This window comes from Microcoleus anatoxicus (assembly GCF_042465725.1).
GTDB lineage: Bacteria > Cyanobacteriota > Cyanobacteriia > Cyanobacteriales > Microcoleaceae > Microcoleus > Microcoleus anatoxicus.
In genome coordinates this window covers 3,818,504-3,841,819 of record NZ_CP120853.1, presented here as the reverse complement: position 1 = coordinate 3,841,819, position 23,316 = coordinate 3,818,504, and the positions used below count along the sequence as shown (strand labels likewise).

General features: G+C 46.8%; 20 protein-coding genes. 10 read left to right on the top strand and 10 right to left on the bottom strand.

All coding sequences use genetic code 11. The features are described 5' to 3' along the window. Positions 1–17: 17 nt before the first annotated feature. From P2A85_RS16690 to P2A85_RS16675, 4 genes are all read left to right on the top strand, one after another. Entirely contained in the window at positions 18–377 is a 360-nt protein-coding gene (locus tag P2A85_RS16690) for an NIL domain-containing protein (protein WP_377473944.1), read from the top strand. Positions 378–607: 230 nt separating this feature from the next. After that, positions 608–805 carry a hypothetical protein gene (locus P2A85_RS16685; RefSeq protein ID WP_341734507.1) on the top strand — a complete coding sequence of 66 codons (198 nt, stop codon included), beginning with the start codon at positions 608–610 and terminating at the stop codon, positions 803–805. Between the two features lie 234 nt (positions 806–1,039). Then, positions 1,040–1,162 carry a hypothetical protein gene (locus tag P2A85_RS16680; protein WP_371115695.1) on the top strand — a complete coding sequence of 41 codons (123 nt, stop codon included), beginning with the start codon at positions 1,040–1,042 and terminating at the stop codon, positions 1,160–1,162. A gap of 28 nt (positions 1,163–1,190) precedes the next feature. After that, positions 1,191–6,419, top strand: coding sequence for an SdrD B-like domain-containing protein (locus tag P2A85_RS16675; protein WP_377473942.1), 5,229 nt, complete (start codon positions 1,191–1,193; stop codon positions 6,417–6,419). A gap of 647 nt (positions 6,420–7,066) precedes the next feature. Here the strand turns inward: P2A85_RS16675 and P2A85_RS16670 are convergent. Then, the gene (locus P2A85_RS16670) at positions 7,067–7,447 is read right to left on the bottom strand and encodes a c-type cytochrome (protein WP_377473940.1); all 381 of its coding nucleotides are present in this window, start codon (positions 7,445–7,447) and stop codon (positions 7,067–7,069) included. 180 nt (positions 7,448–7,627) lie between these two features. Here P2A85_RS16670 and petG point away from each other — a divergent pair, with 180 nt between their 5' ends. After that, a complete protein-coding gene (gene petG / locus P2A85_RS16665) occupies positions 7,628–7,747 on the top strand; it encodes a cytochrome b6-f complex subunit V (protein ID WP_015174208.1) in 120 nt (39 codons plus the stop codon). An 88-nt stretch (positions 7,748–7,835) separates the two neighbouring features. Here petG and P2A85_RS16660 read toward each other — a convergent pair whose 3' ends face one another. After that, positions 7,836–8,918, bottom strand: a complete 1,083-nt coding sequence (locus P2A85_RS16660; protein WP_377473937.1) for a glycosyltransferase family 4 protein — start codon at positions 8,916–8,918, stop codon at positions 7,836–7,838. A 222-nt stretch (positions 8,919–9,140) separates the two neighbouring features. Between P2A85_RS16660 and P2A85_RS16655 the strand changes: the two genes are divergently transcribed. The 4 genes from P2A85_RS16655 (at position 9,141) to P2A85_RS16640 (ending at position 13,371) form a co-directional block, all read left to right on the top strand. After that, positions 9,141–9,374, top strand: a complete 234-nt coding sequence (locus P2A85_RS16655; RefSeq protein ID WP_377473935.1) for a hypothetical protein — start codon at positions 9,141–9,143, stop codon at positions 9,372–9,374. Between the two features lie 328 nt (positions 9,375–9,702). Continuing rightward, the gene (gene chlP / locus P2A85_RS16650; protein ID WP_340524411.1) at positions 9,703–10,923 is read left to right on the top strand and encodes a geranylgeranyl reductase; all 1,221 of its coding nucleotides are present in this window, start codon (positions 9,703–9,705) and stop codon (positions 10,921–10,923) included. A gap of 302 nt (positions 10,924–11,225) precedes the next feature. After that, positions 11,226–11,873 carry a (2Fe-2S) ferredoxin domain-containing protein gene (locus P2A85_RS16645; RefSeq protein ID WP_377473933.1) on the top strand — a complete coding sequence of 216 codons (648 nt, stop codon included), beginning with the start codon at positions 11,226–11,228 and terminating at the stop codon, positions 11,871–11,873. A 52-nt stretch (positions 11,874–11,925) separates the two neighbouring features. Beyond that, positions 11,926–13,371: a hypothetical protein gene (locus P2A85_RS16640; protein WP_377473931.1), complete on the top strand. Its 1,446-nt coding sequence runs from the start codon at positions 11,926–11,928 to the stop codon at positions 13,369–13,371. Positions 13,372–13,427: 56 nt separating this feature from the next. Here the strand turns inward: P2A85_RS16640 and P2A85_RS16635 are convergent, their stop codons facing one another. Beyond that, complete coding sequence (locus tag P2A85_RS16635; protein WP_377473929.1) at positions 13,428–15,584, bottom strand: flavin-dependent dehydrogenase; 2,157 nt, start codon at positions 15,582–15,584, stop codon at positions 13,428–13,430. A 179-nt stretch (positions 15,585–15,763) separates the two neighbouring features. Here P2A85_RS16635 and P2A85_RS16630 point away from each other — a divergent pair, with 179 nt between their 5' ends. Next, positions 15,764–15,997: a hypothetical protein gene (locus P2A85_RS16630; protein ID WP_340524419.1), complete on the top strand. Its 234-nt coding sequence runs from the start codon at positions 15,764–15,766 to the stop codon at positions 15,995–15,997. Between the two features lie 42 nt (positions 15,998–16,039). On the opposite strand, the gene hppD is transcribed toward P2A85_RS16630, so the two are convergent. From hppD to pstC, 7 genes are all read right to left on the bottom strand, one after another. Further along, entirely contained in the window at positions 16,040–17,104 is a 1,065-nt protein-coding gene (gene hppD / locus P2A85_RS16625) for a 4-hydroxyphenylpyruvate dioxygenase (RefSeq protein ID WP_377473927.1), read from the bottom strand. Positions 17,105–17,394: 290 nt separating this feature from the next. Continuing rightward, a complete protein-coding gene (locus P2A85_RS16620) occupies positions 17,395–18,102 on the bottom strand; it encodes an SDR family oxidoreductase (RefSeq protein WP_377473925.1) in 708 nt (235 codons plus the stop codon). 156 nt (positions 18,103–18,258) lie between these two features. Then, a complete protein-coding gene (locus tag P2A85_RS16615; RefSeq protein ID WP_377473923.1) occupies positions 18,259–19,665 on the bottom strand; it encodes an NYN domain-containing protein in 1,407 nt (468 codons plus the stop codon). Positions 19,666–19,928: 263 nt separating this feature from the next. After that, positions 19,929–20,084 (bottom strand): hypothetical protein, encoded by a 156-nt coding sequence (locus P2A85_RS16610; RefSeq protein WP_377473921.1) that lies wholly within the window; start codon positions 20,082–20,084, stop codon positions 19,929–19,931. A gap of 157 nt (positions 20,085–20,241) precedes the next feature. After that, positions 20,242–21,009, bottom strand: a complete 768-nt coding sequence (gene pstB, locus P2A85_RS16605; protein WP_377481550.1) for a phosphate ABC transporter ATP-binding protein PstB — start codon at positions 21,007–21,009, stop codon at positions 20,242–20,244. Positions 21,010–21,197: 188 nt separating this feature from the next. Beyond that, a complete protein-coding gene (pstA, locus tag P2A85_RS16600; RefSeq protein ID WP_377473919.1) occupies positions 21,198–22,178 on the bottom strand; it encodes a phosphate ABC transporter permease PstA in 981 nt (326 codons plus the stop codon). 2 nt (positions 22,179–22,180) lie between these two features. Next, the gene (gene pstC, locus P2A85_RS16595) at positions 22,181–23,182 is read right to left on the bottom strand and encodes a phosphate ABC transporter permease subunit PstC (protein ID WP_377473917.1); all 1,002 of its coding nucleotides are present in this window, start codon (positions 23,180–23,182) and stop codon (positions 22,181–22,183) included. Positions 23,183–23,316: the final 134 nt, after the last annotated feature.

Here is a 23,316-nt window from a genome sequence, read left to right as displayed (position 1 = left end):
AACATTCGGAGGTTGAAATGTTAGATCGCAATAGTATCGAATCTCAATTTGAACCCATCGACAATTTTCACAAAACCCAAGAGTCAGACATTCCCAAATCCGACAGTGGCGACACCAGACAAACTCAAACCCGCATTCGCATTCGCGTTCCTAAAGAGTACCATCAGGAACCTGTCATCTCTAACCTGATTTCTGAATACGGTTTGACGGTAAATTTTAATGCTGCTTTGTTGGGTGTCAAAACTTCCGATGACGGTTGGTTTGATTTGGAACTGAACGGTACTGCTAAACAGATTGAAAGTGCTCTGTTTTATCTCAACGATTTAGATGTAGAAATTTGGAGTAATTCCAATAATCCCGTTGAGGAAAGTTGGTAACTCACCATCACTAATTACCCCGAACTCATCAAATTAATACGGGATGGGGGAAACGAGGGAGACTTCAGTCCTTCCTAGGGAAGCTGCGCGAGGGACTTCAGTCCCCGTCTTTTTTCTTTCTTTATTTCTTTTTTTATTTCTTTATTTCTAAATATTTTATTGAGGGAGCTTGAGATATCTAGTATAATAGCTAAAAGTAGACAAATCAACCAATATTCAGGAAAATAGAGGTGACTAAACCTCAAAACAAAATGGGAGTTCAGCAAGTATTACTGTCTCCAACCAAAGAAGTTAAAGCATTGTTGGAGTATCTCTGCCAACAATCAGGTAAACTTTACAACAGTGGGGTTTATTTCGCTCGTCAAACTTTTTTTAAGACCGGAAAACTCTTTGAGTGTCAAACTCTAGGACTAATTAACCATCACTAAGGACCCAGGGCTGTGAGATACCCGACCTGTTCAATGGGTATTCTGTTTTTTGCAACAGTTATTTACCTATCTTAGTATTGACATTTTTCATGAATTGTGGTAATAAGTTTAATTTAAACAGAAAATGTGGGGCGTAATAATATATAAAAGTATATAAAAAGATGTTTGTAAAAGCTGGAACAAAATTGCTATGGGAGAGTTCTAAGCAATCAAATTAAATAATTAATTGTAGCAATGCACAAAAAAAGGTTGCTGTCAATACATAAAAAAGCATATGTGGAAGCACGGGCGATCGACTTTATGGGCACAGGAACAAAAGGCGATCGCTGTTCGGGCTGGTTTGTGTTATCAATTTGATGTGTGCGTGTACTAGAGGAATTAAATCATGGAATTTGACAAAGTACGAAACCAACAGATAGTTTTTGTAGATCCAAAAGTTAAAAATTGCGAAATTTTAACGAAAAGCACTGATTTCGATACAGAAGTTATTGTTCTCAAGGGCGATCGCGACGGCATCGAGCAAATAGCAGCAACACTCAAACAACGGCAAAATATAGGAGCAGTTCACATTCTGTCTCACGGTGCCGAGGCGTGCGTGCAAATCGGTGCAACAGAACTGAATCTAAGTAATATTGAAACTTATCGCGATCGCCTAGAAACATGGTTTGCTTTACCAGCAGAGGAAAACTCGAACTCTCGAATTACAGCTAAACCCGAAATTCTACTTTACGCTTGCAACGTCGCCGCCACAGAAGCCGGTGTCGCTTTTGTGCAAAGGCTGAGCCAGCTCACCGGAGCAGAAGTTGCCGCTTCCAATAACTTGACTGGGAATGCAGCCTTGGGTGGAGACTGGGAACTGGAAGTCACTACAGGCAAAATAGAGACGGCTGTGGCATTTTCCGCAGAGGCGAGAGAGGCTTACAGCGGTGTTTTGGCAACCTTTACCGCTACCGACTTTACCAGTCTGAACAACGCCATCCTTTTTGCTAACGTCCTGACCGATGTTGATGATATAAATATCACTGCTCCTATTACCTTCAGTGCCGGACAAGTTCTGCCTGTCATTACTAACCCTGTTAACTTTGTTGGCAGCACTACAACTGGGATTACGATCAACGGCGGTGGTAATAGCCGACTATTTTTCGTTGACACCACTGCTACAGTCACCTTATCTAACCTCACACTTCAAAATGGAGCAGCAACTGGCAAAGCGGGTACCGGTGGTGGTGGTGGCGCGGCTGGCTTAGGAGGCGCACTTTTTATCAACAAGGGTACTGTCAAAATTGACAGCGTTACCTTTGCCAGCAATACAGCAACAGGTGGTGCAGGTGCAACCGGAAACGGTGGGGCTGGTGGCAACAGCGACTTAAGCACTGGTAGCCCAGGCGGTACCCCTGGTGCGGCAGGGGCTGGTGGTCTTGGCGGTAATCCTAATGGCACTGGTGGTGATGGTGGCACCGCGGGTGATGGTAGCTCAGGCTTCCCAGGTGGCGCTGGTGGCACTGGTGGCCTTGGTGGTACTGGTGGAACACCCAATGGTGCTGGAGGCAATGGTAGCGTTGGTGGTACTGGGGGTATTGGAGTCTTCGGTGGTGGCGGTGGTGCTGGCGGCACTGGTGGCGCTGGCCAGAATGGGACTGGCACTGGTAACGGTGGTAACGGTGGTAACGGTGGTACGGGTGGTGCTGGTGGTTTCGGTGGCGGTGGAGGTCCCGGTGGCGTTGGTGGTGCTCGTGGTACTGGTACTGTTCCTGGTATCGCTGGTACTGTTGGTTTCGGTGGTGCTGGTGGCTTCGGCGGCGGTGGCGGTGCTGGAAGCACTGGTGGTGCTAGTGGCGGTGGCGGTGCTGGTGCTGGCGCTACTACTGGCGGTGGCGGTGGATCTGGTCTAGGAGGTGCTATTTTCCTCAATACAGGCGGCATTTTAAATGTGAGCAACAGCACCTTCAGCGCCAACAAAGCAACGGGCGGTACAGGCGCGAATCCTGGTCAGGGCTTAGGTGGCGCGATTTTTGTCAACACAGGTGCTACAGCTAATTTGACGAACACTACCATTGCCCTTAACACTGCCAGCACCAATGGTGGCGGCGTATTCAACTCTGGGATAGCTAACGTCAACAACACAATCGTCATTAGCAACTCTGGCGGAGCCAACCCCGAAATTAATACCATCACCGCAGGTGCTAACAATGTTTCCACAGGTGGTACGCCAGGAACTCTCCCCTCTTGGCTCGGCGTTTTGGGCAATTACGGTGGTACGGTCCAAACCCACAACTTAATTAATAGTGTTGGTAATCCAGTCATCAATCTCGGCAACAATGCCGCCGCCCTCAATGCGATAACTGGTGTGGCCCTGACCACAGACCAGCGAGGTACTCAATTCAATCAGCCCTTTGCACGCAGCGTCAACGGCGCGGTTGACATTGGTGCTTACGAGTACGGCCCTACCGTTACGGGTCAAGTTTTCAACGACAGCAACGGCAATGCGGCCAAAGACGGGACGGAAGCAACTCTCACAACTCCAGTCCAAAACTTTGTTGTTTATGTAGATGACAACAATAACAGCACCCTAGATAGTGCTGAAAAACGGGTGACTGTCGCAACGGGTGGGAATTACACCCTCCTCGACACCAAGAGTAATAGCCCCGTTCGAGAACAGGCAGTAACTAATTGGCAGCAAACTTTCCCTACAGCTACCGCTACTCCCTACAACACAGGTATTGCTGACTCTAACAGCAAAGACTTTGGCAACTTCCAGTCCATGACCATTAATGGTCTCATCTTTGATGATAAAAACGGCAACGGAGCCCAAGACTCAGGAGATACCGGATTACCCAACATCCAGATCAACTTAATCAACTCCGTCACCGGAGCAACTATCAGCAGCCAAAACACAACTCCCACTGGTGCTTATAGTTTCCCCAACCTGGGTCCGCTGACCGGCGGTGCTACCTACCGAGTCCGGGAAGTAGTGCCGACAGGTTCCACAAAAACCACAGTCGATCCCGCCGACATCCCCCTCCAAAGCGGTCTAAATGTCGCTGGCGGAAACTTCGGCAACTTCAAAAACATCACCATTAGCGGCACCAAATTCGATGACAAAAACGGCAACAGTGTCCTAGACACGGGAGAGGTAGCACCGGCAACTCCTTTTGATATTCAGTTACTCAACGCCGCCGGTGCAGTAGCACAAACCAAAACTACAGATGCTACCGGCAACTACACCTTTGCCGATGTTGGGCCCGGCACCTACACCCTAAAGGAAGTGGCACAGACTGGTTGGCGGCAAACTCTTGCCCCTACTGGCAGCATCACTGCCACCAGTGGTGTCAACATCACCAACACCGCAGCCACTCCCACCAACTTCGGTAACTTCCTGCTAGGCAAAATCGGCGGGCTCAAATTTAATGACTTCAATAAAAATGGTGCCCAAGATCCAGCAGAACCAGCCCTAGGAGGCTGGACAATCTACTTGGATGCTAACAACAACAGTATCCAAGAACCAGGAGAAACTGCCACCGTTACTGATAGCGCCGGTAAGTACCAGTTCATCAACCTGACAGCCGGCACCTACAACGTCCGGGAAGTGCTGCAACCGGGCTGGACGCAAACGGTACCGGCCGCCCCAGGTGCGTTTACGATCGCCGTCACCAGTGGCACAGACTCCCAAAACAACAACTTCGGCAACTTCAAGCCCAACTCGATTAGCGGTATCAAGTTCAACGACATCAACAAGAGTGGCTTCCTGGATGCAGGGGAAGCCGGACTACCCAACTGGCAATTTTTCCTTGATACCAACAACAACGGCACTCTCGACACAGACGAACCCAAGGCAGACACCGATCCCGCCGGTAACTACAAATTCCTCAATTTGCCCGCAGGTACTTATAAGGTGCGGGAAGTACCGCAAACCGGTTGGACACAAACTACCCCCAACCCGGCAGATATTACTGTCAGTAGCGGTCAAGACATCCCTAACATTAACTTCGGCAACTTCAAGTCGAGTACAATTAGCGGGCAAAAATTCAGCGATGCTAACAACAACGGCATCAAGGATACTGGGGAATTGGGGCTGCAAAACTGGCAAATCTTCCTGGATCTCAACCAGGATGGAGTCTTTCAACAGACCGAACCCACGACTATTACCGATACCAACGGTAACTACACTCTGGTCAATATTCCCACAGGCACTTACCAGGTAAGGGAAGTGCAGCAAAATGGCTGGACGCAGACTACTCCTAATCCGGCCCCGGTGACGATTGTTGGTGGTAATAGCATTACTGGTGTTGACTTCGGCAACTTTCTGCCCCAACCGGCTACGATCCGAGGTCAGAAGTTCCGAGACTCTAATAATAATGGCACTCAAGACAGCGGAGAACTGGGTTTGCCCGGTTTCCAAATTCAGTTAACTAATGTTACGACAGGGGTAGTTGCTCCTACTCCTGTTACCACCACTACAGACAATAGTGGGAACTACCTGTTCACGAACCTGACACCGGGAACCTACCGCGTCCGGGAAATCGCGCAAACAGGGTTTACCCAAAGCACCCCTAACCCCGCCGATATCGTGCTGGCTTCTGGGGCTATTGTCAATAACGTCAATTTTGGTAACTTCCCGGCACCGACTCCGACTCCGACTCCGACTCCGACACCAACTCCGAGGCCGACTCCGGTACCGACTCCGGCACCTACTCCGGCACCGACTCCTGAACCAACTCCGGCACCAACTCCGGCACCGACTCCGGCACCGACTCCCACTCCGACTCCAGCACCTACTCCGGTACCTACTCCCACTCCGACTCCAGATACTCCTCTGAGCTCGCAAACCACGGATTTGGTTTTTCCTGAGAACTTCCCCAGGGTGGATACTCCTAATGAGTCGGGTATCCCGATCGCGGGTACTGTGATTAAGGGCCCTAATGGTGATGATACGATCTTCGGTAGTGCAGCCCGTGACTCTATCTTCGGATTGGGTGGCAGTGATTTGATCTTTGGGCGTCAGGGCGGTGACTATATCAATGGCAATACCGGCAACGATAGTATCTACGGAGGTGTCGATAACGATACTCTGCTAGGTGGCAAAGGCTTTGACGCGATATTTGGCGATCTCGGCAACGATGTCCTTTATGGTAATCGTGGCAATGATTCCATCTCTGGCGATGAAGGTGATGATTTATCCTACGGCGGCAAAGGCGATGATGTCCTCTTGGGTGTCACTGGTAACGATGTGCTCTTTGGCGATCAAGGTAATGACACTCTGTGTGGTGGCGAGGATAACGATACCTTACTTGGTGGCAGTGGCGATGATGTCTTGTTTGGCGACACTGGCGATGACTTGCTGTTTGGTGGCCTTGGCAACGATACTCTGATTGGTGGCGACGGTAGCAACAGTTTCGTGTTGACAGATGGCAGCGGTTTGGACACGATTATTGACTTCACCCAAGGAGTTGATTCCCTGGTTTTGACCGGTGGCTTGGATTTCAGTCAATTGTCGTTTAGTCAAACTAATGGATCGGCTGCGATCGCCGTTACTGCTACTGGTGAAGTTTTGGCTATTCTCAATGGCGTGCGATCGAGCTTGCTAACAGCTCAGGATTTCAACGTATTGGTATAGTCCATTAGTCTGGCAGGGGAATCAGACCCACCCCTTGCCCCTCCCTGGAGGGGAATCAGACCCACCCCTCGCCCCTCCCTGGAGGGGAATAATACCCACCCCTCGCCCCTCCCTGGAGGGGAATAATACCCACCCCTCGCCCCTCCCTGGAGGGGAATAATACCCACCCCTTGCCCCTCCCTGGAGGGGAATCAGACCCACCCCTTGCCCCTCCCTGGAGGGGAATCAGACCCACCCCTCGCCCCTCCCAGGAGGGGAATAATACCCACCCCTTGCCCCTCCCAGGAGGGGAATAATACCCACCCCTTGCCCCTCCCAGGAGGGGAATAATACCCACCTCTCGCCCCTCCCTGGAGGGGAATCAGACCCACCCCTTGCCCCTCCCAGGAGGGGAATAATACCCACCCCTCGCCCCTCCCTGGAGGGGAATCAGACCCACCCCTTGCCCCTCCCAGGAGGGGAATAATACCAAATCCTCTCTTCATCGGAATTATTAAACTCTCTCTTCTCTTCCTTCGCGTCATAAGCGCCTTCGCGGTTAAATCATTCCGATACAACCGGAATTGATATCACTTCTCGCCCCTCCCAGGAGGGGAGCCACCCCTCGCTCCGAGGGGCTGGGGGTGGGTCAGACTTTGCTTTCTGGTTCACATTTGTTCCAGATATGTGAGCAAGTCGGCCATTTCTTGGGGACTTGGCTGGAATTGTGGCATGGGGGGGGTTTGTCCGCTGGTGACTTGGCGGATTAAAGCGAATTCGGATTTGCGCTCGGATACTAAATGTAAGTTTGGCCCCACTTGACTGTCGGACAGTGATATGTGACACCCGGCACAGTTCATTTGAAAGATGGCTGCACCCTGAATGGGGTCTCCAGTCAAGGATAGTACGCTGCTGACGTAGGGATCGACCGCTTGAAAGTGGCGTATTGCTAAGCTTGATAACACGATCGCAAGTAAGAACGCTAGCACAAATATGCCAATTCGCTCGATCGGGTTTTCAGTTTCATTTTTGGCAATTTGGTTATTCAAAGGAGTTCTATTAAAAAAAGTATCTACAAGAAAATTTATTTCTCATAACATAGCTTAATCCTTCCCCGCGGGGAGATCAAGATCTCAGACCGCTGTTATCGTTGTTTTGCGAAAATTCATCTGTGTAAGTGCTGGTAATATTAAAAATAGGTTGTTAAATCTTAACGATAAGGAGCTCTCATGGTAGAACCGTTGCTTTCAGGTATTGTTCTCGGCCTCATCTTTGTTACTCTGTCGGGGCTGTTTTTTGCTGCTTATCAGCAGTACAAGCGTGGCGATCAGTTGGGTATCAACAAGTAAATCTGCTTGTAGAGTCTTGGGGAGATGGCGAGATGGGGAGAATTTTTCCCTCTTCCTTCTTCCCTCTTGCTTCTTCCCTCTTGCTTCCTTAAATGTAGCGATCGAGAATAGCAGCAGTTTCCTCACCAGTTTTTTCCCAGCTAAATTGTTTTGCTCTCGCCAAACCTCGTTCCCGTAAGTTCGATCGCACTCCAACATCCGTTACAAGCTGGTGCATAGCAGCGGTAATTTGCTCCACGCTGTAAGGATTAACTAACAACACTGCATCCCCCCCTACCTCTGGCATAGAAGACAGGTTAGAGGTGATGACAGGAGTGCCACAAGCCATTCCTTCTAGCACCGGGAGGCCGAATCCTTCCCAAAGGCTAGGAAAAACTAGGGCGATCGCTTGATTGATGACTTTCGGTAAATCACCGGGGGGAATGTAGTCTAAGAATTTTACGCGATCGACCAATCCCAATTCTTGCACCTGCGCTTTCAGCAGCGGGGTATAGCGTTTATCTTCCGATCCAGCTATCCACAACTCATACTCACAACTACTGGGTAAAGCGGCAAATCCTGCTACCACTCGTTGCAAATTTTTATAAGGATTATGGCGACCAATATAAAGAAAATAATTGCTGGTTGGTAAGTCTAAAAAGCGGAAAAAACTGTTATCATATCCAGGGGAAATTGACGTAATTAAATCCCTCGGAATTTTACAAAATTCACCAATATCTTTAGCCGTTGCTTCCGAATCGCAAATAACGTGTTGAGCCTGTCGCAGCACTTGGGGAATATAGTAGCGGTGGTAGGGTGTGAGCGGATCGAAACGGCGGGGAAATCGGAGTGCAATTAAATCGTGCACTGTAATTATATAGCGACAACCTGCAAATACCGGAGCTTCTGGAATTGGCGAAAATATTAAGTTGGATTTTAACTGTTTGTAAATTTTGGGAAGCTGGGTTTGTGTCCACAGCAATCGGTTGATGTGTCCTTTGGTTCCTTGTTCGGGAGTTAAGTTTGAGGGGATTTTATAGCAGCTATAATTGGGGATTTCGGTGGCGCTTAGTAATGTTGGGTTGAGGGATTTTAGGTGGGGAAAGAGGTTTTTGGCGTAGATTGCTAAGCCTGTTGGTTTGGAAATTAGGAAGGAGAGGTTGATTAGTAAGTTGGATAGGGGATTTGGCATGGGATAATATATTCGATCTAATTAACCATAATTCCTGTAGGGGCGGGTTTTACGAGGAATATTTGATGAATACAAACAATCTAGATAAACCCGCCCCCACACAGTATTTGGATTGTGTGTTGGGTGGGGGCGGGTTTTACAGATTGTTAGTTTCTCACATAGATGGTTGGTGAAACCCGCCCCTTGTATCTTAAAAGAGTGAGTTAGTCGATCGCCACATCATTGATTCGATCGTACCGACTTTCAGGCGATCGTACCGACTTTCAGTCGATCGTACCGACTTTCAGGCGATCGTACCGACTTTCAGTCGATCGTACCGACTTTCAGTCGATCGTACCGACTTTCAGTCGATCGTACCGACTTTCAGTCGATCGTACCGACTTGCAAAGTGAATCTAAAGAAACAAGGAAAGTTTTGTATAAAAGGTTCTGTCACAAGCGAAAGTGCTGGCTATAGAACATCAGCAATCGGTGAAGTTGGCCCGCCCCTTAGACTTTCGCAAGTCTGTTGCGTAGATAAGCGGACATTACTGATGACAGGCGCACATCATCTACGACTTTTTGACAATAGCTCGATCGCACATCACAGTCCATTCCTCTTCCAAATCACTGAAAAATTTAATAAATTACCTCAAATATATCCCCCCAAACCCGATTTTCGTATCGAACTGTTAAGCTCTGTTTCATTTCATTGAAATCTGCCCTGCTTCACCCCACCGCATCGAAACTCCGTGATACCATCACACATGAATAATGCCTATAGAAAAAAACTGGGGAGAAAAGCTTTGACACTAAGGGTTGCAGTAGTAGGTTCAGGCCCTGCGGGTTCTTCCGCCGCCGAAACACTCGTAAAAGCAGGCATCGAAACATACCTATTCGAGCGCAAATTAGACAACGCTAAACCCTGTGGTGGGGCAATTCCCCTGTGCATGGTCAGCGAATTTGACTTGCCGCCACATATCATAGACCGTCAAGTCAGAAAAATGAAGATGATTTCCCCCTCCAATGTTGAGGTGGACATCAATATTGAAAACGCCCACGAATACATCGGTATGTGCCGCCGGGAAGTGCTCGATGGTTTCTTGCGCGATCGCGCCGCTTCCTTGGGTGCCAAACTAATTAACGGCACTGTTCATAAATTAGAGATTCCCGGCAACAATACAGACCCTTACACTCTCCACTATGCCGACCACTCCGACGGCAGTGCCATGGGAATTCAGAAAACTCTGAAAGTGGATTTGGTGATTGGGGCTGACGGTGCTAACTCTCGCGTGGCCAAGGCGATCGACGCTGGTGATTACAATTATGCGATCGCCTTCCAAGAACGCATCCGCCTGCCGGAAGATAAAATGGCTTACTACCACGACTTAGCCGAAATGTACGTCGGCGATGACGTCTCTACCGACTTCTACGCTTGGGTGTTCCCCAAATACGACCACGTAGCCGTCGGTACCGGCACGATGAAAGTCAATCAAGCCAGTATCAAAAAGCTGCAAGCAGGTATCCGCGCCCGTGCTGCCAAAAGACTCATGGGCGGTGAGATTATTAAAGTGGAAGCCCACCCCATCCCCGAACATCCGCGTCCCCGTCGGGTTGTCGGCCGAGTTGCTCTCGTCGGCGATGCCGCCGGTTATGTTACCAAGTCTTCGGGCGAAGGAATTTATTTTGCTGCGAAGTCTGGCCGGATGTGCGCTGAAACTATTGTGGAGATTTCTCAGCAGGGTGCACGCATTCCAACTGAACAGGAAATCAAGCTTTATTTGAAGCGGTGGGATAAGGCTTACGGGATTACTTACAAGGTGCTTGACATTTTGCAACGGGTGTTCTACCGTTCTGATGCTACTCGCGAAGCTTTTGTGGAAATGTGTGCCGATCGCGATGTGCAGAAACTCACATTCGATAGCTATTTGTATAAGACTGTAGTGCCTGCCAATCCTTTCATCCAAATGAAGATTACTGCAAAAACTATTGGTAGTTTGTTGCGCGGCAATGCTTTGGCGCCTTAACTAATCTAACTCACTTTGTATAAAAAAGCGGGCAGTCACCAGGCTGTTCGCTTTTTTTTTAGAGCGAAGATTAACGAACCGCGAAGGCGCGAAGGGCGCGAAGGAAGAGCAAGACTTAAGCAGATTTTGCAAATTAGGAAAATTTTTTACCAATTCTATTGAGAATTATTGGCAGTTGCGTTATGCTCTAAAAAGACGCAGCTCAGAGCTGAGACTTCTGGGTGACATCAGTCATGGACGATACTTAATGCAAAAAATTAGTGTTGTCTAAATTTAGGAATAGAGTCAACCGCTGAGGAATAATGATGTATACGTCTTACAAGCAAGTTTCAGAGTTTAGCTTAGAGGGAGAAATACTGAATCTGATTATTGAAGATGGTGACAAATTAAAATATTTGCGAATTGGTAGCGATCGCGGAGTAGAATTTCTGGTGAAACTTTGCAAGGAATTGCGGGCTTCTCTATCTGTGGTTTTAAAGCCCGGATTGAGAGTTGAAGTGGCTGGACAGAAACAGCAAAACTTGAAAAATGGCAAAGTTAAGCTCAAAGCTTATAGCCTCAAACTCTCAGACAGCAAGCATCATCCCTCGCAGCCAGAGGTTGACACCAAGCATACACCTGTTGGGATTGTGATACCCGATCGCGCGATCGACTCTCCCACATCATCTCCAACCGCGCCAACTCCGGCAAAAATCTCAGCCAAAATATTAGTATGTCAAAAATCTGACTGCCAGAAGCGGGGCAGCGGTGCAGTATGTAAAGCTCTGGAAAATGCTTTAAATTGCAGCGGTTTAGCCGGAGAAGTTATTGTGCAAAAAACCGGATGTCTCAAACAGTGTAAAGCCGGACCGAATATAGTTGTGATGCCAGACAAAACTCGCTACAGTCGCATCAAACCTGCGGAAATTCCAGCCATCCTTGATAAACATTTTGCAGTTGTTCAAGATTAGGGCGATCGGCCATGGGAACAGATCCAAAGATAAAGAGGATGGGAAAGCGGAATTGACACAATCTGTTTCAAGAATACTGACTGCTGATTTCGGATTTCGGATGCCAGCTATTCGTCCCAGAGAATCTATTAAGGATAAACTAGATGTGAGACTCTGTGAATATTGGGATAAAGCCATGTCAGAAGCTGATCTTCGAGCCAATCAGCAACAGCCACATTCTGCTGTCCAATCCGATGCCGAACCCTTAGAGCTAGATTCTATAGCTGTCTGGGGTTTAGAGCCGATCGACCCCACTCCAAAAGATCCTGGGGCAGTTGTAGACACCCCAGAAGCAGACTGGGAAACAGTCGATTTTCCCAACGCCATCAGCGTAGATGCAATTCCCACAACATCTGAAGCCAAAAATTTGCCATCTCAGACAGAAGTTCCCTTGACTGATATATCTCCGATTTCCGATCATCTCAAAAATCTGCTGGCCAATACCGAACAGGCTAAGGGTAAAGGATCGACCCCTGTCACCTTGATGCAAGCCCTGCACGAATGTAACCGCGATCTCTTAGGGCGAATCTCCCAGCTAGAAACAGCCCTCCAAGAGTCCCAAACAAAGTTGCAGGAGCGCGAAGCCTTGCTCGAAAAGCAGAATGCCGAACTCCAAAACACTCAAGCACAATTGACCAGGCTGTTTGCTAAATTGGAAGTTTCTCATCAAACTTTGCAAAGTCAAGAAATTTTAGTCGAAAACTTAACTAAACAATTAGCAACTAGCCAAACTAGGCTAGCCACAGTGGAGCGAGAATCGGCTGCAACAGTGATGCGCTACAACGAACAACTTCACCAGCTAGTAACTACAGAAAATGTTTGCAAGGAATTGCGATCGCGCTTGCACCGTCAGCAGCGCCACACCCTGCAATTTAAAGCAGCTTTAGAAAAAAGTTTGGAGATGCCGCACCCCAAGTCGATCGCCCCTACCGAGCCGGTGGAAAATACAGAGGATACAGCTAGCGCCCAATTGGAATCCTTACTCGCCGCCGTCAAAAGCCAAAACGTCCCGGTGTCACCAATATTTAATACTTCTCCTGTTCAACCTTGGTCCGATCCATTAGAAGCCCAGCCAGAGGTAGGGACTTCTCAAGGGTGCATCGGCCCGGAATCTACGGTAAGTCAGGAATTCAACACCTTAGCCTCCGCATCCGGTATTGAGTTACACGAGAATGAAAACTTCTCGCAACCAGATGCAGCAACAGAGTCTAGCCCAAGCATTGTCGAAGCCCCACCGGAAACAGAAAGTGCTAAGGGCAAATATAGCAGCCCAGAATTGGTCCGGGCTGCTAAAATTTTGAGTTCAGTCGAAACCTTTGGCATTCAACAAGTGCGATCGAGCGCAGCCCAACCTATCGCTGTGGCAGAGCCGCACTGGTTGACTTCGATTACCAGTCCGCGGAGTCCTGCTAAAAAGCGTCGATCGCTTGCTGACATTGAATTGCCCAATTTTCGATAGTCTAGCTAAAAACAGAGAATCCCTAGAGTCCTGACTGCTTGGAAAAGTTAGGACTCTCACTGGCTTCTGGCTTCTTGCTTCCTCCCTCTTCCCATACCGTAGGTGAGATCGTAGCTAGTAGCCAACAGCCACAACCAAACAGCGGGATACCGTGGTTCCAGCCAAGGCTGTATCCTGCGGGCGAATTGGGGGAGCCATCCAAACAGCCAACTCGCCACAGCCAGCAAAGTGAAGCTGAAGTAGCTCCCCAGCCAACGCCAAATATCCCTGACACTGACAAAATCCAAAATCCACAGCAGCAGAGAAGGGTTTTTGCGAGCAGCTTTCAGGGCCAAACGATTGAAAGTTAACCAATCAGTCCGGTCTTTAATAAATGTTTCGGCTACGGTGAGTTCTTCTTCAGTTAAAATACCGAAAAAGGTATTGAGAATAGAATTAATTCTTTGGGGTGGCAAACTGCGACCGGTGGGAACCATCATCCCTTTAGAAAACAGCCAAGTCACTGACACATTGCTCTGATAAGCACGAATTTGATTTAAATGCTTGGCACTCAATAAATTGTGTTTTAAAGCTGTATCTAATAGGTCTGTTAAGCGGAAAAGATTGCGAACCAGAGAGCCGAAACCAGTGAAAACCAGGGGAGATTGCAGGGAAGCTGCATCACCGATCGAGATTAGTCGATCGAAGGCGACGGCGCGATCGCTACTGTTGGTACTAAAATGCCCAGGAATATAACCAAAAGTCGGTTTTTTCCACACCAATTTATCGAGATCGCAGCGACGATACTCAGGCAAAATTGCAAAAAAATCCTCGTACAATTCCAGCAAAGAACCTGGATTTTGTGGATGGACTTGGTGGTAGTGAAACAGATAAACTGTCAATTCTCCTCCAGCGCCGGGGAACAACTCCCAAATGAGCTGGCGGCCGCGGGAAATATCCCCGTGAGTGTAGAGCACATCCCCGTATTCGGAATCCCAAACTGCCTGGTCAAATCCTCCCTCTATGGCTGCTCCCACCGTGGGACAAACACTGTCAAAAGCCCGCCCTTCGTTCAATTGCCAAGCTATGGGAGAAGCCGAACCCATGGCATCCACCAGTAGCCGTCCTCCGGCCGTGCGATCGGACTTTGTGGGCAAGTGGCAGCCCTGAACTACTACTTTTTCTACTTCAACATCGGCTCTGATAAACTCAGTTTCGTCCCAGATTTTCCCGCCAGCTTCGGTCAATTTAAGTCCTGCTAAATACAGTAATTTTTCCCCATCCAAAGCTACATTTAGTACCTTGGGAGTATGCAAAACTGGTGCTTGAGCAAAGGTCGGATTGTTAGCATCAAAAAACTTGTTATAGCCATCCTTATATTCTCTCGAAATCAAGGTTTCCACTTCCGCAGCCGTAAATAAACCCAAGTCAATTAAACTTTGAATTTCGTCCCGCGAAATATTCCACTCGCGATTCATCCGCCCAAAAGGCATTCGTTCCACCAACAGCACCCGGTAGCCCAATCTAGCCATGACGGCGGCGTGAATCACTCCCAAGGCCCCGCCGATATAAATTAAGTCATAAACCGCAGACTCAGAATCCTGCACTGGAATTGTCTCTTCTACCTTCTCCCCTCCTTTTACCCTCAGCGAAGTCGAAGAGCCTTCTTCCTTCAAAAACACTACTTGTTTTGGCTGTTGAGGATTGCGAGTGCCTTCCCGCCAGCGCTGCTCCCACCAGTAGACGCGCAGGAGGTCGTATTCGCCTTTGGGCATTTTTTTGAAGTATTTGACGGTGAGGGGGTAATAGGGGGCAAGAGCTTCAAAAATTGACTGTTTGGAGAGGTCTATGACCGGGGGTTCCGGGTATAGCTCAGGAAACTTTTTTCTTAAGCCCAAATTCAGCGATTCGAGGAATTTTTTTTCCCCAGGGGGTGCATCTTCCAAACGAAAGACTTTTAAATAAGTGGTGCGTTGAACTGACCAGACAAAGGTGGAAAGTTCTGTGGATTGATGATTTTGGCTAACTTTATTGGTGGTGGTGACGGTGGATTTTGGATTGGCAATTTGGGGGATGGAGCCCTTGGCCGCGGCCGCTGTCGGGTTCCAAATCAGGCGAAAGCCGTCAGGAGTAATCACTTTTTGTCCGATGCCGGGATCGAATTCCTGTTGCAACCAAGTGCATACGGCCGCCGTATCCGGTGTCGGGACTTCTAGATAAAGAATTTCTTGCATTTTCAGATTTGTATAAATTTATAAAGCTGGGGGAGTTGACAAGGGAGCCAAGTACGCTACAATCCCGAATACTTATTTAGTTTTAAATAAGTTTACAATGTTTTTAGATTTTTAAGTTTTCGATCGCTCTGGGTTAGGCTTGGGCATCGAATCAACTACTCTCTTGGGTATGCAATCTCATGAATTATCCCATTCCTACGAATCCTCAAGAAATGATTGCTTTGCGACAGCAGCCGCTGAATGAAGAATTAGTCGCAACGGCGATCGCCGGCGTGGTAAAAATAGCTCGATCGCGCTCTCAGTCTCTCGATGAGTTAAAGGCTGAGGTGCTGGCGGACGACAATCTCCTCGATTTGCCTCAAAGGTTATGGCTGAGCGATATTGTGGCTCAAGCTTGGGAAAATTTACCCTAAACCGCCCTTTGAAGTGCCCCCCTTGGGGCAGGGCTGTTTCATTCATGAATCATAACTCAAACTTCCCCGCTTCATTTGTTCCCGTTCTATGGCCTCAAACAAAGCCCGAAAATTTCCAGCCCCAAAACCTCCCGCTTGCACTTTTAGATCGTTAACTAAGGCAACTCGGCGTTCGATGATCTCAAAAAAGAAAGTAGGTTCAGCAAAAATTGGCTGCGTAAAAATTTGCAACAGCATCGCTGCTGGAGTCTCTTCCGGCCAATCTACCAAAACTTGAGCACCTACAATTTCTTGCCAATCTTTCGGTAAATATTTTTGCTGTTGTTGTAATTCTTTATAGTAAGTCCAGGGAACCGGCAAAAAAGGCAAACCGCGCGATCGCAAATCAGCAACAACATCCACAATGCGATCGGTTTGCAAAGCCATATGTTGAATGCCCGGCCCCTGATTTGCATCCAAAAACTCTTGAATTTGAGAATTAGGTGATGCCGATTCATTAATAGGCAATTGCACTCCACCTTCAGCATGAACCATCACTCGGCTGCGTAAAGCCGATTTGTCAGTCTGAATATCAAAATTTTGCTGACTCTGAAAACCTAAGACTCTTTGATACCAATTAACAGCATTAGACAAATCCCCAGTTTCCACGTTTAACACTACGTGGTCAATATTAGTAAACAGTGCGAGTTCAGCAGAATTCGGTGACAGTGAATTTTCACCACTTCCCTCAATCAAGGTGTGGCTTAAATCTCCCCAACCGGCAATCTTTGCCCGCTTAAAACTGCCTCCTGCATTTATACCTTTTTGAATCGGTTCCAGTAGTTGAGCGCCTTGGGCGATCGCTCTAGCTATGGCAAATTCAATATTTTTGACCCGGAATCCCACATCAGCAATACCAGGTGGATGTAATTTCAACCAACTAGCGACGGGACTAGCAGGTGTCACGGGGGAAGACAACACAAAACAGATATTGCCACTCTTGACAACTTCAGTGTGAGTGTGGCTGCTTGGATACTCTGCTGTTGCTCGAAAGCCTAATTTGCTGACAAACCAGTCCCGCAATGCTACTGCATCTTCAGTATAGAATTGAATGCGATCGAACTCCATAATCAATAATTGAAAATGGCGACGGAAAAATCGACAAACTGTTTAGTCATTTCTATGTTTAATTAGGTTAATTTACTTAATAATAGCCTATAAATAGGATATATGATGTCTGCCTGAAGACTGAATCCTTGAGATTGTAGATTGGGTATTTGGGATTGGGGATCGAAAGTAAATCAAAATATCACTTTCAATCCTATGATAAATTTGCAATTTACTACCCCCCTGGTTCATAGGTCGTAAAAATATCACATCCTCAATCTCAAATCTACAATTGGTATGCTGCTTAAATTCTAGAAAAACAAATGACTTTCAGGCTGAATATTAATTTCCATTGGCACTGCTTGTGGGTCAGCAGCAAGAGCAAACATAATGGCATTGGCAGCAGTTTCTGTAGTCAACATTTTTGACCTATCTACCTTCAAACTCACACTATCCCAAAAGGGAGAATCCACCCCACCAAAATAGAATAGCGTAAACTTGATACCATAGCGACGCAACTCATCGGCCATACACTTACTGAAACCAACTACCCCAAACTTGGAAGCACAATAAGCTGTTCCCATCGCCATCGAATGCTTGCCCAAAATGCCAATGACATTACAAATGTGACCAGATTTGTGGTCTTTCATCACATTAGCTGCTGCTTGAGATGTGTAAAAACTGCCTTTCAAATTCAAATCAAGCATCGCATCTAAATCAGCGGGTTCTAACTTGTTCCACTGCTTGAGGATACCCGCACCAGCCGCATTTATCAATACATCAATTTGTCCGAAATGCTCTACAGTTTTCTGCATCAGGGTTTGGACTTGTGACAACTGAGTAATATCCGTAGGTACTGTTAGTACCTTTGTGGTGGGGAATTCGGCCGCTATTGCGTCTAAACGACTGCTGTCTCTAGCTGCAAGCACGAGGGTGGCACCCGCATCTGCCAGTTTGTGGGCTACCGCTGAACCAATTCCACCTGTCGCACCGACAACAACCACAACTTTATTCTGCATATCCCTTTACATTTCTTTACATCGTGTTTGTATGATAACTCAAGTTATGAAAATTGGGCGAAGCGAAACTCCGGGATGGGGCATGGGGCATTGGAGGCAGAGCCACGGAACAAGGATGTAACAAAGAACCAATAACCAATAACCAATAACCCATAACTATTTCAGAGAAACTTGCCAGCCTTTATCTACTTTTTGGATTTGGAGAGAAGTGCAAGATTGCAAAAATTTAGGGAATTTTCTACTGAGATTGAATTCCTTAATTATTTGGGTAATTTGTTTGCCGTATTGTCGGTGAAATTCGCTACCTACATTTGAAAGAAATACAGAATTAGCTGGAGAGTTTCTGGTGAGGTCTTTCACGATTTGGACAATCGCTGTTTCCAAGTCTTCGAGAGAATTAATACTTGCCAAACTAGCCGATACTTCCATGCTGTTAGGTGAACTGTCTTTGTTAATTATTGGTGGTTTTGGTGACTGTTTGACCTCAAAGAGAGTTACGTATGCTTGAGAATTTTCTGAGGGTTGGTGAACCACAAAATCCGTGGGATATTTAATAAATATATCCCTGGTTTTAGTGCCTAGCAGATGAGTTGCTACAACTTGATTGAGGGCTGAACCGTAATTTTCTTTAAATAAAACTGAAATTCTGGAAAGTTTTACCCACTGAGCTGAGGTGCGTTCTTGTTCTATTTTAATTAATTCTTTTAAATTTAGAATTAATTTTTCGATGGGGTCAGGTTCGGTTACAGATACAAGGGAGTGGGTTTCTGTTTGTCCGGTTTTGCTATTTAAAACTATGATTTTATCTACTTGTTTGCGGACTTGAAAAACTGTTAATCCGTGAGCTTGGAGGGTATTGCTGAGGTGGGTCAATGCCCGATCGGACGAACAGACAAAAATCTCCTTGGCTGTGGGATAATGGACAAAAATAGATGCTCCAACCGTAGCCATTTTTAAATCGGCACTGTCTTTTCCGGGGGGGACATGAATCAGTTGATAGCCACGTTGGTGAAATTCAGCATCTTTTTTACCCATGCTGCGCCAATTGGCAAAGGCAACTTTAATTTGGATGGGATACTGGCAAATTCCCTCTAGGAATTTTTCGGTTTCGAGATTGAGTTGTAAGTTTTCGACATCTAGCAGCAGGATGGCTATGCCCACGCCAAATGAGGGTGTTGGAACAGTGGGAGTTGGAGGTTTAGATGGGGCTGAGTTATTGGATTTAGCTGGTGCTATGGGGGCTTCGGCAAGTTGCTGAATTTTGGCTATTAATTTGGTGAATTGAGCCGAATTAATGAATTCGGGAATCAAGAGGATTTGGAGGTATTTTTTCGCAGTTAGCAGAATGGAATCTACATCTTTTGCTAATCTGAAACTTTTGGTAAATTTGAAAATCAAAATTGACTGAAAATCAGGTTTTGCCCACTGGGTTTTCCTGTATTTTTCAGCTATCCATTCGGGGTGCTTGGATTGAATGGAAACTAGAGTTTGAGCGAGATAGCGACTGATGACGCTGAATGCGGCAGATTCTTGAGTCGCCAGCAAGGGGTTATGAGCGGGCATAGCTCTCCACAATGCAGGATGGTTTCTAAATCTATCTTGACACTCTCAGGTCTAAAGACACGCTCGATTGGTGACTCTAGGAGCAGGGTTGCTCAGAGAGGATTGCAAGGCTCAGACTAGAGGTGTATTCTCACGCCTGTGTTGCTTGGATAAACGTCCAAAGGTTCTAGTATGCCCTATAATTCTAGTTTTTCGCCAGTAGTCGGACGATCGCGCGCCAGATCAAACCAGCCATAATTAAGGTTAACCTGCACTTAACCCAATCAGCCAAATTTGGCGATCGCCACTTCCACAGCCACCACAGCCACATAGGGAATTGTCCCAGAAGGGTTGAGACGCGCCAAGACTCTCGGCATATCCAGACATCGCCAAGGAGCCAGCAACACCCGCGACAACCCTAAAACTAAGTTTAGCAGCACTCGCAGCATGGCGGTAATAACAGTTAAGACAACCAGAGTGAAGGTGGCGAGGGCGACTAAGGCTGTTAGGATGAGATAAGTGCGATAAAATTATTCATCTCTGTCTTATCTCCCTCTGTGTTCTCTGTGTTCTCTGCGGTTAAATCAATCTTACTTATCAACCAAAACGACCTTGAATATAATCCCTGGTACTGGGATTACTTGCAGAAGTAAAAATTCGACTTGTAGGCCCAAATTCAACCATGCGGCCGATGCGACTTTCATCAGTATTAAAAAATGCAGTGTAATCAGAAACACGAGCAGCCTGCTGCATATTGTGAGTCACAATCACCACAGTCAACTGTTGCCGCAGAGTCTGAAATAGCTCCTCAATCTTCATCGTAGAAATCGGATCTAGAGCCGAACAAGGTTCATCCATCAGCAAAATTTTTGGTTTCACAGCTAGAGCACGAGCAATGCAAAGTCGCTGCTGTTGTCCACCAGAAATCCCCAGGGCAGATTTCTTCAAATTATCTTTGACCTCATCCCAAAGCGCCGCGCTTTTCAGTGCAGATTCTACAATTTCATCTAATTCTGCTTTGCTTTTTTTACCAAATATTCTCACTCCATAAGCAATGTTATCATAGATGCTGAGCGGAAAAGGATTCGGTCTTTGAAACACCATTCCAATTTGGCGACGCAGACTATTAATATTCACTTTGGGACTGTAAATATCCTGTCCAAAAAACTCAACCCTTCCTTTGATGATTACTTTTCCTTCCAATTCCCCGATCCGGTTAAGAGCCTTGAGAAAAGTAGATTTACCACAACCAGAAGGTCCAATAATAGCCGTGACTTGTGGGTGAGGAATATTCATCGACAAATTTTCCAGAACTTTGTGAGTTCCGTAGTAAAAACTCAAGTCCTGAACCCGTAAGGCTGGCATTGCATTGGGGTCAATTTCCTGGGCGGTATCTGCCGAAAAATTATGGGTATTTTTTCCAGTTGTCAAGTTACTTTCAAGGGTCATTATTTTCAGTTATCTAGGGTTAATAGTAAACTTTGAGATGTAGATAATTATCTCGCTAATGGTAGGCTGACTGTTCCTGAATGGAGGCGGATAATTGATGATAATTATCTATTTTGCAAGCGTTTGCGTGTTACCGCACGAGAGGCGACGCTAGCAATCAAAACCATGCCTAAAAGCACAGAAGCCGCCGTCCAAGCCAATTCATTCTGTTCCTTGTAGGGAGAACTGGCATAACTGTATATTAATACTGACATAGAAGGAGTTGGAGTCAGAATTGTCCCCGGAATTTCTTGGATTTTCGAGAGGGTTTCTGCACCAAGGGGAGACTGAGTTATTTCTCCCAATTTCTCAATCAAAGGAGGCCAAAACTGGCTGGATAAAGCAGTAACGATGAGTGGTGCGGTTTCGCCGGCGGCGCGGGAAGCGGCGAGCAAAACGCCTGTGGTAATCGTCGGGAGTGCCGAGGGAATGATAATCCGAAAGATAGTTTGAAAACGTCCGGCTCCCAAACCTCCTGAAGCAAGCCGATAAGAAGTAGGGACTAATTTTAATGCTTGTTCAGTTGTCAAGGCGACAACGGGAAGCATAATAATACCCAGAGCGATACCGCCAGCTAATCCTGAAAATACTTTGGTTGTAACGACAATTAAAGCGTAAGTAAAGACTCCCACAACAATGGAAGGAACGCTGCTGAGAATGACGGTGATAAAGCGAATGGCATTTGCCATCCCTTTATTTTCTCTGCCAAATTCTGACAAAAATATTCCGGTCATTACCCCGATTGGGACACTAAATAAGGTGGCAATTCCTACCATTAAAGCCGTGCCCAGAATCGCATTGGCAAATCCGTTGGGCTGGTCTTCAACTCCTACTGGTGCTGGCAGGGAAACTAAAACGTCCCAGCTTAAATGTGTTAATCCTTCCCCCAGGATTTTGTATAAAATAGCGAACAAAGGCAGCAGAGCTAAGGCTGTGAGAGCAAAGGCAATAACAGTCATTCCTCGGCTAAAAAAGTTTCTACCTAGGGACAGGGGATTGTAAATTTCTGCATCTAGAATAGTTGGTGTTTTTTGTGCTTGATTCATGTTTAATTTTTCGCTCCCTTGACACCGATTAGCTGAACCAACAATACTGCGATCGCATTTACCAACAAAGTGATGACAAATAGAATTAGAGCTAAATACATCAAAGCGCCGATGTGCAGCGGTTCGAGTGCTTCGCGAAATTGACTTGCCAAAACAGCCGGAATTGAGTAGCTGGGAGCTAGCAGAGATTGGTTGATTTGAATCGAGTTGCCAATTACCATTGTGACTGCCATTGTTTCGCCTAATGCGCGTCCCAAGGCCAAGATAGTAGCGCCGATAATTCCCGAACTAGCTGCTGGTAATAGCAGCTTAAATATCGTTTCCCAACGGGTGGCACCGAGGGACATAGAAGCACTGCGCAAATCTACTGGAACTGACATCAATACATCGCGGCTGATGGCGGCTACTGTTGGCAAAATCATAATTGATAACAGTATGGCGGCCGGCAGCATTCCGGGGCCTAAAGGTTCGCTGCTAAACAGGGGAAACCAACTGAAATTATCGAACAGCCACTGCTGCAAGGGCAACAAAAAGGGAATGAGAACAAAAATTCCCCACAGCCCAACTATGACGCTGGGAATGGCCGAGATTAATTCAACCATGAATCCCAAGGGCGATCGCACCCAAACTGGTAAGAAGTTCTCGCTGGTAACTATAGCTACTGACAGCCCTAAAGGAATTGCGATGATAATAGCGATCGCAGAACTAACCAGAGTGCCATAAATAAACGGCAAAGCCCCAAACTGCAACTCGCCGATATCCCATTTGGGATTCCACAAGAATGATAGTCCAAATTTGCTAATAGCAGGCCAAGCATCTTTGAAAATTACCCCGCCGATCGAGAACAGCGAGCCGGCTGTTGCTAAGGCAAAAGCCCATACAAATAATGTAAATCCAGACTCCACCCACAAACCTTCACCTGAAGTATCAGTCAAGTCTACTTCTGTAGTGTTTGTGATTTGCTGATTAGTCAATTTTTTCGGTTCCTTAGCAAAATTGGTCATACCCTAGTTGTTACTGAGTAAACAGTGAAATATGTGGTTGATGGAAGAGTAATTATAGTAGATGTAGTAGGGTGCGCTGCTGCGCACCTTACCCCTGACAATTTATAAGTTGGGAGTTAGATATTTAACTCCTA

What these genes read in the sequence shown, in the direction of transcription:
- P2A85_RS16690 (WP_377473944.1), top strand. Translation starts at nt 18, where the DNA reads ATGTTAGATCGCAATAGTATCGAATCTCAATTTGAACCCATCGACAAT.
- P2A85_RS16680 (WP_371115695.1), top strand. Translation starts at nt 1,040, where the DNA reads ATGCACAAAAAAAGGTTGCTGTCAATACATAAAAAAGCATATGTGGAA.
- P2A85_RS16675 (WP_377473942.1), top strand. Translation starts at nt 1,191, where the DNA reads ATGGAATTTGACAAAGTACGAAACCAACAGATAGTTTTTGTAGATCCA.
- petG (WP_015174208.1), top strand. Translation starts at nt 7,628, where the DNA reads ATGGTAGAACCGTTGCTTTCAGGTATTGTTCTCGGCCTCATCTTTGTT.
- P2A85_RS16660 (WP_377473937.1), bottom strand. Translation starts at nt 8,918, where the DNA reads ATGCCAAATCCCCTATCCAACTTACTAATCAACCTCTCCTTCCTAATT.
- P2A85_RS16645 (WP_377473933.1), top strand. Translation starts at nt 11,226, where the DNA reads ATGATGTATACGTCTTACAAGCAAGTTTCAGAGTTTAGCTTAGAGGGA.
- P2A85_RS16635 (WP_377473929.1), bottom strand. Translation starts at nt 15,584, where the DNA reads ATGCAAGAAATTCTTTATCTAGAAGTCCCGACACCGGATACGGCGGCC.
- P2A85_RS16630 (WP_340524419.1), top strand. Translation starts at nt 15,764, where the DNA reads ATGAATTATCCCATTCCTACGAATCCTCAAGAAATGATTGCTTTGCGA.
- hppD (WP_377473927.1), bottom strand. Translation starts at nt 17,104, where the DNA reads ATGGAGTTCGATCGCATTCAATTCTATACTGAAGATGCAGTAGCATTG.
- P2A85_RS16620 (WP_377473925.1), bottom strand. Translation starts at nt 18,102, where the DNA reads ATGCAGAATAAAGTTGTGGTTGTTGTCGGTGCGACAGGTGGAATTGGT.
- P2A85_RS16615 (WP_377473923.1), bottom strand. Translation starts at nt 19,665, where the DNA reads ATGCCCGCTCATAACCCCTTGCTGGCGACTCAAGAATCTGCCGCATTC.
- pstB (WP_377481550.1), bottom strand. Translation starts at nt 21,009, where the DNA reads ATGCCAGCCTTACGGGTTCAGGACTTGAGTTTTTACTACGGAACTCAC.
- pstA (WP_377473919.1), bottom strand. Translation starts at nt 22,178, where the DNA reads ATGAATCAAGCACAAAAAACACCAACTATTCTAGATGCAGAAATTTAC.
- pstC (WP_377473917.1), bottom strand. Translation starts at nt 23,182, where the DNA reads ATGACCAATTTTGCTAAGGAACCGAAAAAATTGACTAATCAGCAAATC.